This window comes from Streptococcus danieliae, from assembly GCF_013415245.1.
In the GTDB taxonomy this organism is placed as follows: Bacteria; Bacillota; Bacilli; order Lactobacillales; family Streptococcaceae; genus Streptococcus; species Streptococcus danieliae_A.
Window position 1 is genome coordinate 1 of record NZ_JACBXX010000047.1, and the last position, 9076, is coordinate 9076.

Consider the following 9076-nt stretch of genomic DNA (forward strand, 5'->3'; position numbering starts at 1 on the left):
TGGAAATCTCCGAAAGGCTGGACATGCCGTCCCCATCAAGATAGTGTACAGAGTTTTAAGCGCAAGCTGAAGCGACTAACGACGAGGAAGTGGAGCATTGACCTAACGACACGGATTGAACGATTAAATTGGGTTATCCGCGGTTGGGTAAATTACTTCTCACTTGGTAATATGAAGACGATACTGACGCAAATAGATGAGCGTTTACGAACTCGTATCCGAGTCATTATCTGGAAGCAATGGAAGAAAAAATCGAGACGACTATGGGGACTTCTGAAACTAGGTGTTCCGAAATGGATAGCCGATAAAGTATCTGGCTGGGGTAACCACTATCAACTAGTGGCACAAAAGTCAGTCTTAAAGCGAGCTATATCAAAACCAGCCCTTACTAAAAGAGGACTGGTTTCTTGTCTAGATTTCTATCTTAAACGACATGCGTTAAAAGTTAGTTGAACCGCCGTGTGCCGAACGGCACGCACGGTGGTGTGAGAGGGACTAGAAATTAGCCTCTACTCGATTCTATAAGGGGCGTTTGTTGGGAATCCCGGCCTTGCGTGGATACTTGTTAGGTGTCTCTTTGCGTTTTTCCAAGGTTGTTAAGGTACGGGGATCGCCATTAGGCAGTTGGTAGTTTTGAGAGTGAACAATCTTGGTGAAGAGGGTGGTTAAAGCATTTTGGGCTTCCTGGATCTCTTCTTGTGCATCGCTGGCCTTGAGGGCTTGGAGGCGACCACCGATTTTGAGAAAGGGAATTGTCAATTCTGCAAGGATAGGAAGTCGCGCGACTGCTCGGGCGGTGACGATGTCAAAGTGGGCCCGGTAGCTCTTGTCTTGTCCTAAATCTTCGGCACGGCCATGGATAAAGTGAACCTTGTCTAGTTGAAGTTTGTCAGCCAGCAGCTCTAGGAACTGGATACGTTTATTGAGCGAGTCAATAATGGTGATTTCTAGTTCAGGTAGTAAAATTTTCATAGGCAGACTCGGAAAACCAGCTCCCGCTCCGATATCAAGTAGCTCTAAGGGCTGATTAGTGATCTCGCCCATGAGGACAGGAGCCAAGGAGTCATAGAAGTGTTTGAGGTAGACTTCGTCTTTCTCCGTGATGGCTGTGAGATTGATTTTTTGATTCCATTCAACGAGTAATGTATAGTAATCTTCAAATTGTTGTTTTTGTTTTTCCGTCAGGGAAAATCCCTGTTCTTCAAGTTTTTGGTAGAATAATTCTGGTTTCATAACCCCTCCCTCTTTCCCTTTATTCTAACACATTTACCCCTAATTTTGATATACTAGTACTAGCTTTATAGAAGGAAGGATGTCGCTACATGTTGCTTATTATTGGAATTTTAATTGTCCTACTTGTTTTTGGAGTAGTGGCTTATAATGGCCTGATTCGTGCCCGGATGCAGACCCAGGAAGCCTGGAGTCAGATCGATGTACAATTAAAGCGCCGCAATGATTTAATTCCGAATTTGATTGAAACGGTGAAAGGCTACGGCAAGTACGAGCAGTCTACCCTGGATAAAATTACCAGCCTCCGCACCCAGGTTCAGCAAGCGGCAAATCCAGCCGAGGCCATGGCAGCCAGTGATGCCCTTAGTCGCCAGGTGTCAGGAGTCTTTGCGATTGCAGAGAATTATCCAGATTTGAAGGCCAACACCAATTATTTGCAGCTGCAAGAGGAGTTGACCAATACAGAAAATAAAATTGCCTACTCACGTCAGCTCTATAATAGCGTAACTGCGAAATACAATACAAAATTAGAGACGGTTCCAACCAATATCATTGCCAACTTTTTCCATTTTCAACCAGAGGACTTCCTCCAAATTCCTGAAGCAGAAAAGGCAGTTCCGAAAATTGATTTTGGAAGTAATGGGCTAGGAGACTAACATGTTATTTGACCAAATTGCAAGTAATAAAAGGCGTACCTGGGTATTGCTCTTTGTCTTTTTTCTCCTCTTGGCTTTGATAGGAGCTGCAGTTGGTTATCTCTGGTTGGGAAATGTCTGGGGTGGTGTTTTAACAGCCTTTATCATTGGTGGTATCTATGCTCTGAGCATGATTTTCCAAGCGACGGAAATGGTCATGTATATGAACGGAGCTCAGGAAATTCAGGAGAAGGATTACCCGGACTACTACCATATTGTGGAAGATATGGCGTTAGTGGCGCAGATTCCCATGCCACGGGTTTATGTGGTTCAGGATCCGTCTCCCAACGCCTTTGCGACAGGCTCTAATCCCAAAAATGCTGCCGTTGCTGCGACGACAGGTTTGTTAAATATGATGAACCGTCAAGAGTTAGAAGCGGTGATGGGCCATGAAGTCAGTCATATCCGTAATTATGATATTCGCATTTCGACTATTGCTGTGGCCTTGACCAGCGCGGTGACCATGTTATCTAATATAGCTGGGAGAAATCTCTGGTACAGTATGGGTGGCCGTCGGCGTTCGTCCTCTGATGAGAACCAACAGGGTGCAGCTAATGTGATTTTTCTGCTCTTGTCCTTGTTAGCGATTGTCTTGGCCCCCTTGGCAGCAACCTTGGTGCAGCTAGCCATTTCCCGTCAGCGGGAGTTTTTGGCAGATGCTTCCAGTGTGGAATTGACACGCAATCCCAAAGGGATGATTTCCGCCCTTCAAAAACTAGAAGGGGGACCAGCTAGTAAGCGTCCCGTAGATGATGCCAGTGCGGCTCTCTACATCAATGAACCTCGCAAGACCAGCAGCCTACAGCGGCTGTTCTACACCCACCCACCGATTCCTGAACGAATTGCTCGTTTGGAAGAAATGTAAGGAGAACCATGTTTCATTTACAAGAAATTCGCCGTCAGCCGGATGGCCTTAGCTTTGACCAAGAACTGGATTTATTGAAATCCCTACAGGAGCGCAATCCAGAGATTTTGGATTTACAGCACTTGCGGGCCGTTGGGAAAGTGACTTATGAAAAAGGTCTCTATTTCCTAGACTATCAATTGTCCTATGAAATTACCCTGGCCTCTAGTCGCAGTCTAGAACCTGTGGTCCTTGAAGAAAATCGTCCGATTACAGAGGTTTTCGGTGATTCTGAAGAGGCTTCTGCTTTGAGCGACGAGGAGGCTTTGTATCTGCTACCGATTGAAGGAGAAGGGATTAGCTTGGAGGATAGTGTCGCCGACAATATCTTGTTAGAAATTCCGCTTAAAGTTCTGACACCAGAAGAGGAAGCGGAAGCCAGTATGCCCCAGGGCCAGTCTTGGCAGGTTCTTTCAGAGGAAGACTACCTTCAGCAACAGGCTGAGGCCAAGAAAGAGAATAGCCCTTTTGCCTCGCTTCAAGATTTGTTTACAGAAGATTAACCTTTATTTCCTGGAAGTGCAACTTCCAGGTTTTTTGCCGTTTTCGAAAAATTGCAGAAGATTTTTTTAGGTGGTATAATGGAAGCAAATAGTTTAAGGAGAAACTCATGTCAAAAGCAAATTTTGGTGTTGTTGGTATGGCTGTTATGGGACGCAATTTGGCGCTCAATATTGAGTCTCGTGGCTATACGGTTGCTATTTATAACCGTAGTAAAGAAAAGACAGAGGATGTTATTGCAAGCCATCCCGATAAGAATTTTGTGCCGAGCTATGATGTGGAATCATTTGTGGCATCGATTGAAAAACCACGTCGCATTATGTTGATGGTTCAGGCGGGTGCAGGTACGGATGCGACTATTCAGGCGCTCCTTCCTTACTTGGACAAAGGGGATATCCTTATTGATGGAGGAAACACCTTCTACAAAGATACCATTCGTCGGAATGAGGAGCTAGCAGATTCTGGTATTAACTTTATTGGAACAGGTGTTTCTGGTGGTGAAAAGGGAGCCTTGGAAGGGCCATCTATCATGCCAGGTGGTCAAAAAGAGGCCTATGAATTGGTTGCCGATGTTTTGGAAGAAATTTCTGCCAAGGCGCCTGAAGATGGTGCTCCTTGTGTGACCTATATTGGTCCAAATGGTGCAGGTCATTACGTTAAAATGGTCCACAACGGCATTGAGTATGGGGACATGCAATTGATTGCTGAAAGTTATGACCTTATGAAAGGTCTACTTGGTTTGTCTGCAGAAGAAATGGCTGATATTTTCACCGAGTGGAACCAAGGAGAATTGGATTCCTATCTGATTGAAATCACAGCTGATATTCTTCGCCGTAAGGATGATCAGGGACAAGATGGACCGATTGTCGACTACATTTTGGATGCAGCCGGTAATAAGGGGACTGGTAAGTGGACTAGCCAATCAGCTCTGGATCTTGGAGTTCCACTCCCCTTGATTACAGAATCTGTGTTTGCACGTTATATCTCGACCTACAAGGAAGAGCGTTTAGCAGCCAGCAAAGTCCTAGCAGGACCTTCTGCGGCAGCTTATGAAGGGGATCGGGCAGAGTTGATTGAGAAAATCCGTAAGGCCCTTTACTTCTCAAAAATTATGTCGTACGCACAAGGTTTCGCCCAATTGCGCGTGGCAAGTAAAGAAGAGAACTGGGATCTACCATTTGGGGAGATTGCCTCTATCTGGCGTGCAGGATGTATTATCCGTGCTCGTTTCTTGCAAAAAATTACAGATGCCTACAAGGAAGATGCCGATCTACCAAATCTTCTTTTGAATGACTACTTCCGTCAAGTGACTGCAGATTATCAAGCTGCGGTGCGTGAGGTTGTAGCCTTGGCGATCCAGCACGGAGTCCCAGTGCCAACCTTTGCAAGCGCGATTAACTACTATGATAGCTACCGAGCTGCTGATTTACCAGCCAACTTGATTCAAGCTCAACGAGATTACTTCGGCGCTCATACTTATGAACGCAAAGATAAAGAAGGAATCTACCACTACTCTTGGTATTCTGAAGAATAAGGAGGTCTTATGGGGAAACGGATTGTACTAATTGAACAGGACTGCCACTTGGCTCGTTTCCTCAGCCTTGAGTTGGAGTCTGCTGGCTATGAAGTTCAGTGGCTTGAAGACCAGCAGGAGGCCCTTGAATTAGCAGCCAACAGGGCGATTGACTTATTTCTTTTTGACCTGCAAGCCGGCCTGGAAGCCAACCAAGCCTTTTTCCAAACCCTCGAACAGGTTCGGCCTGCAGCGGTTTTGATTGCCTTGGCTAGCCCCGAGGATCTGCAGCTGCAGCAGGAGCTCATCCAACGTTATGCGGTCTTAGCAGCCGTGAAGCCCTTTGTGGCAGCGATTTTGTTGGAGCAAATTGCCTCTATCTTTAGAGGGCGGGATTTTATTGACCAACATTGTAGCCAAATGCAAAAAATAACCAAGCATCGCCATTTGACGGTTGATTTGGTAAATCATTTGGTTTACCGCAATGGGGAGCCGCTAGCCCTAACCCGCCGCGAGTATGACCTGCTAGTGACCCTGATGGCTAGTTCCAGTGCCCTTAGCCGGGAAGAGCTGTTGGAGCGGATTTGGAAATACGAGAACCCGACTGGTACTAATATCGTGGATGTTTATATCCGCTACCTTCGCGGTAAAATTGATGTTCCAGGCCAGCCTAGTTATATCGAGACTGTTCGGGGGGTTGGTTATAAAATGCGGGATGCTGTGGTTTAAAGTTGTATGGGGGATTCTCCCGTACAACTTTTTTTTAATCAGACTCCGTCAGCCTAGCGGGAAAGCGTTTTAAAAGTTTTAAATAAAAAGTTATGAAAACCTTTACAAAAAGGAAGGGATACTGTATAATAAGTTGTAAGTCAAACGATTGCCTATCGTGAAGTTATTAAATATATGAGGAGATGTATGATGAAAGATGCATTCAAAAATCTAACGAGCTTTGAATTCTGGCAAAAATTCGGTAAAGCTCTGATGGTGGTTATCGCTGTTATGCCAGCCGCTGGTTTGATGATTTCCATCGGGAAATCGATCCCAATGTTGGGACCGGAAGTTGGCGCTCTGGTGATGATTGGTAGCGTGCTTGAGCAAATTGGTTGGGGTGTTATCGGAAACCTCCACATCCTCTTTGCTCTTGCAATCGGTGGTAGCTGGGCTAAGGAACGTGCGGGTGGTGCCTTCGCTGCGGGACTTTCCTTCATCCTATTGAGCCGCTTGACAGGAGTTATCCTTGGTGTGAACGGCGATATGTTGCGTGATCCAGATGCAACTGTGCAAACCTTGCTTGGATCAACCATCAAGGTTTCAGACTACTTTGTAAGTGTCCTTGAAGCGCCTGCCTTGAATATGGGAGTGTTTGTCGGAATTATTGCCGGATTTGTTGGAGCAACTGCCTACAACAAATACTACAACTACCGTAAACTTCCAGATGCGCTTTCCTTCTTTAACGGAAAACGGTTTGTACCATTTGTGGTTATCCTACGTTCTGTAATCGTAGCGATTATCCTATCACTTGTATGGCCAGTCATCCAGTCTGGAATCAACGCTTTCGGTGTTTGGATTGCCAACTCTCAAGAAAATGCGCCATTTATTGCCCCATTCCTCTTTGGTACTTTGGAGCGTCTCTTGTTGCCATTTGGTCTGCACCACATGTTGACCATCCCAATCAACTATACCGCTCTTGGTGGTACTTACGAGATCATGACTGGTGCAACAGCAGGTCAAACTGTATTTGGACAAGATCCACTCTGGTTGGCTTGGGTCACTGACTTGACTAACTTGAAGGCTGCCGGTGATACCGCTGCCTACAACACTCTTCTAGAAACAATCACTCCTGCTCGCTTCAAAGTTGGACAAATGATTGGTTCCATGGGTATCTTGATGGGTATCGTTTTTGCGATCTACAAAAATGTGGATGCTGATAAAAAAGCGAAATACAAAGGGATGCTTACTGCAACTGCCTTGGCAGTTTTCCTAACTGGTGTTACTGAGCCTGTTGAATACATGTTTATGTTCGTGGCGATGCCACTTTATGTTATCTACGCTTTGATTCAAGGTCTTGCTTTTGGTATGGCAGATATTGTGAACTTGCGGATGCACTCTTTCGGAAGTATTGAATTCCTAACCCGTACCCCACTTGCGATTAATGCAGGTTTGGGAATGGATATTCTAAACTTTGTTTGGGTAACTGCCCTCTTTGGTCTTGTGATGTACTTCGTTTCAGACTTTATGATTCGCAAATTCAACTACGCGACACCAGGTCGGAACGGCAACTATGAAGAAGGTATGGCTTCATCTGACTCTGCAGCAGGTTCTGGTGATGGGAAAGTAGCTGCTCCATCGCAAGCGGTTAACGTTATCAACCTACTTGGTGGAGCAAGCAACATCAGCGATGTTGATGCATGTATGACTCGTCTTCGGGTAACTGTTAAGGATCCTGATAAAGTTGGATCAGAAGATTTGTGGAAAAAAGAAGGAGCAATGGGTCTTGTTATGAAAGACTCCGGTGTCCAAGCGATTTACGGACCAAAAGCAGATGTCTTGAAATCAGATATCCAAGACCTCTTGGATTCCGGTGACGTGATTCCACAAACCGTGATGACAGTCTTTGATGATGCTCCTGCAGAATCTTCTGCCCCTCAAGGTAAAGCTGTTGCAGTTGCCAGTGTGGCTGACGGTAAGGCTATCGAATTGGCCTCTGTTTCAGATCCAGTCTTCTCTCAAAAAATGATGGGAGATGGATTTGCGGTTGAACCAAGCAACGGTGAGTTCTATGCCCCTGTTGCTGCAACTGTAACCAGCATCTTCCCAACCAAACACGCGCTCGGTCTCTTGACTGAAGAAGGACTTGAAATCTTGATCCACATTGGTCTAGATACGGTCAGCTTGGAAGGTAAGCCATTTACCGTTCATGTGGCAGAAGGTCAAAAAGTGGAACGTGGCGATCGTTTGGTAACCGCTGATTTGGATGCTATCCGTGAAGCAGGTCGTGAAACAGCTACAATCGTTGTCTTCACCAACCAAGACTTTGTTCAAAGCGTATCTGTCAACAAACTTGGTTCAGTTACCAAGGATGATACAGTCGCAACTGTTGAACTATAATCTTAAACTAGAAAAGGGAAAAAATGGCAAAATTCTTAACCTTGAACACCCATTCTTGGATGGAGGAAGAGCCAGAACAAAAATTGGCTGACCTTGTTCAACAAATTGTTCGTGAGGATTATGATGTCATTTGTTTGCAAGAAGTTAATCAGGAGATTAACTCTTCCCCTGCGGAAGAAGTGGCGGGCTATGTAGTAGCTCAGCCACTTCTTGCTATTCATGACGATCATTTTGCACATGTACTGGTGGGTGAATTGCAAAAAGCAGGTCTGCAGTATTATTGGAGCTGGGCCTATAATCACATTGGTTATGACCGTTACCATGAGGGAGTGGCGATTCTCTCCAAGGAACCGCTAGAGGCCAAGGAATTATTGGTATCAGATATTGATGATCCCAAGGACTACCGTCGGCGTCAGGTATTGTTGGCGGAGACAGTAGTGGACGGGCAAGCTATTCAAGTGGCCAGTGTCCATCTTTCTTGGTGGAACAAGGGGTTCCAAGCTGAGTGGGCGCGCTTGGAAGCAGAACTCAAAGCTAGTTCCCTTCCGCTCGTGTTAATGGGAGATTTTAATAATCCTGCCGGTCAGGAGGGCTATGAGCATATTTTAGCTAGCCCCTTACAACTTCAGGACAGTCATTTGGTGGCGAAAGAAGTCCAGGGGGAATTTACCATGGGTGGACATATCGATGGTTGGGAGGCTAAAACTCCTCCCCTTCGGATTGATTTTACTTTCTTGTCACCTAGCTGGCAGGTAGAGCGATCAGCTGTGATTTTTGACGGAGTAGCTGGTCCGATTGTCAGCGACCATTTTGGCTTGGAGGTTCTAGCCTATCCGGCCCATTAACAGACCTGCCCCTAAGTGGCTTTAGAATTTGATAGCAAGACTTGGACCAAGCTCCTTGGGGAGTTCGTAAATGGTCCAAGTCTTTTTTGGTTCTATAATAAGTTGTGTGGAAAGCTTTCTCTCCATGCAACTTTTTTTGTAATTCAGAGTGCAAAAAAAAAGCAATTCCTAGTAAACTGATAAGTGGAAAAAACATCAGAATAGGAATTGCTTTATATGGACTATAATACTCAAAAATTACTCGGAATTCAAGACCTAGACATTACTTTTAAAGAAGAAT

9 protein-coding genes are annotated in these 9076 nt (G+C 45.4%); 8 read left to right on the forward strand and 1 reads right to left on the reverse strand.

Annotation, left to right across the window (positions count from 1 at the left end):
- Window positions 1–453 (forward strand): group II intron maturase-specific domain-containing protein (locus HZY94_RS01205; RefSeq protein WP_306538566.1); only part of this gene is annotated, 453 nt, incomplete at its 5' end.
- A gap of 66 nt (window positions 454–519) precedes the next feature.
- Here the strand turns inward: HZY94_RS01205 and rsmG are convergent.
- A complete protein-coding gene (gene rsmG, locus HZY94_RS01210) occupies window positions 520–1233 on the reverse strand; it encodes a 16S rRNA (guanine(527)-N(7))-methyltransferase RsmG (RefSeq protein WP_179924682.1) in 714 nt (237 codons plus the stop codon).
- An 89-nt stretch (window positions 1234–1322) separates the two neighbouring features.
- Here rsmG and HZY94_RS01215 point away from each other — a divergent pair, with 89 nt between their 5' ends.
- The 7 genes from HZY94_RS01215 (at window position 1323) to HZY94_RS01245 (ending at window position 8796) form a co-directional block, all read left to right on the forward strand.
- Window positions 1323–1886, forward strand: a complete 564-nt coding sequence (locus tag HZY94_RS01215) for a LemA family protein (protein ID WP_179924683.1) — start codon at window positions 1323–1325, stop codon at window positions 1884–1886.
- Window position 1887: 1 nt separating this feature from the next.
- Window positions 1888–2790, forward strand: a complete 903-nt coding sequence (gene htpX, locus HZY94_RS01220; RefSeq protein WP_179924684.1) for a zinc metalloprotease HtpX — start codon at window positions 1888–1890, stop codon at window positions 2788–2790.
- Window positions 2791–2798: 8 nt separating this feature from the next.
- A complete protein-coding gene (locus HZY94_RS01225) occupies window positions 2799–3332 on the forward strand; it encodes a YceD family protein (protein ID WP_179924685.1) in 534 nt (177 codons plus the stop codon).
- A 107-nt stretch (window positions 3333–3439) separates the two neighbouring features.
- Window positions 3440–4864, forward strand: a complete 1425-nt coding sequence (gene gndA, locus HZY94_RS01230) for an NADP-dependent phosphogluconate dehydrogenase (protein WP_179924686.1) — start codon at window positions 3440–3442, stop codon at window positions 4862–4864.
- A gap of 9 nt (window positions 4865–4873) precedes the next feature.
- Window positions 4874–5572 carry a winged helix-turn-helix transcriptional regulator gene (locus tag HZY94_RS01235; protein ID WP_179924687.1) on the forward strand — a complete coding sequence of 233 codons (699 nt, stop codon included), beginning with the start codon at window positions 4874–4876 and terminating at the stop codon, window positions 5570–5572.
- Between the two features lie 186 nt (window positions 5573–5758).
- Window positions 5759–7951, forward strand: a complete 2193-nt coding sequence (locus tag HZY94_RS01240) for a PTS transporter subunit IIBC (RefSeq protein ID WP_179924688.1) — start codon at window positions 5759–5761, stop codon at window positions 7949–7951.
- Window positions 7952–7974: 23 nt separating this feature from the next.
- Window positions 7975–8796: an endonuclease/exonuclease/phosphatase family protein gene (locus HZY94_RS01245; RefSeq protein ID WP_179924689.1), complete on the forward strand. Its 822-nt coding sequence runs from the start codon at window positions 7975–7977 to the stop codon at window positions 8794–8796.
- Window positions 8797–9076 lie beyond the last annotated feature (280 nt).

Bases quoted from the DNA above. Each gene is read 5' to 3' on its own strand.
- rsmG (WP_179924682.1), bottom strand. From the start codon at position 1,233: ATGAAACCAGAATTATTCTACCAAAAACTTGAAGAACAGGGATTTTCC.
- HZY94_RS01215 (WP_179924683.1), top strand. From the start codon at position 1,323: ATGTTGCTTATTATTGGAATTTTAATTGTCCTACTTGTTTTTGGAGTA.
- htpX (WP_179924684.1), top strand. From the start codon at position 1,888: ATGTTATTTGACCAAATTGCAAGTAATAAAAGGCGTACCTGGGTATTG.
- HZY94_RS01225 (WP_179924685.1), top strand. From the start codon at position 2,799: ATGTTTCATTTACAAGAAATTCGCCGTCAGCCGGATGGCCTTAGCTTT.
- gndA (WP_179924686.1), top strand. From the start codon at position 3,440: ATGTCAAAAGCAAATTTTGGTGTTGTTGGTATGGCTGTTATGGGACGC.
- HZY94_RS01235 (WP_179924687.1), top strand. From the start codon at position 4,874: ATGGGGAAACGGATTGTACTAATTGAACAGGACTGCCACTTGGCTCGT.
- HZY94_RS01240 (WP_179924688.1), top strand. From the start codon at position 5,759: ATGATGAAAGATGCATTCAAAAATCTAACGAGCTTTGAATTCTGGCAA.
- HZY94_RS01245 (WP_179924689.1), top strand. From the start codon at position 7,975: ATGGCAAAATTCTTAACCTTGAACACCCATTCTTGGATGGAGGAAGAG.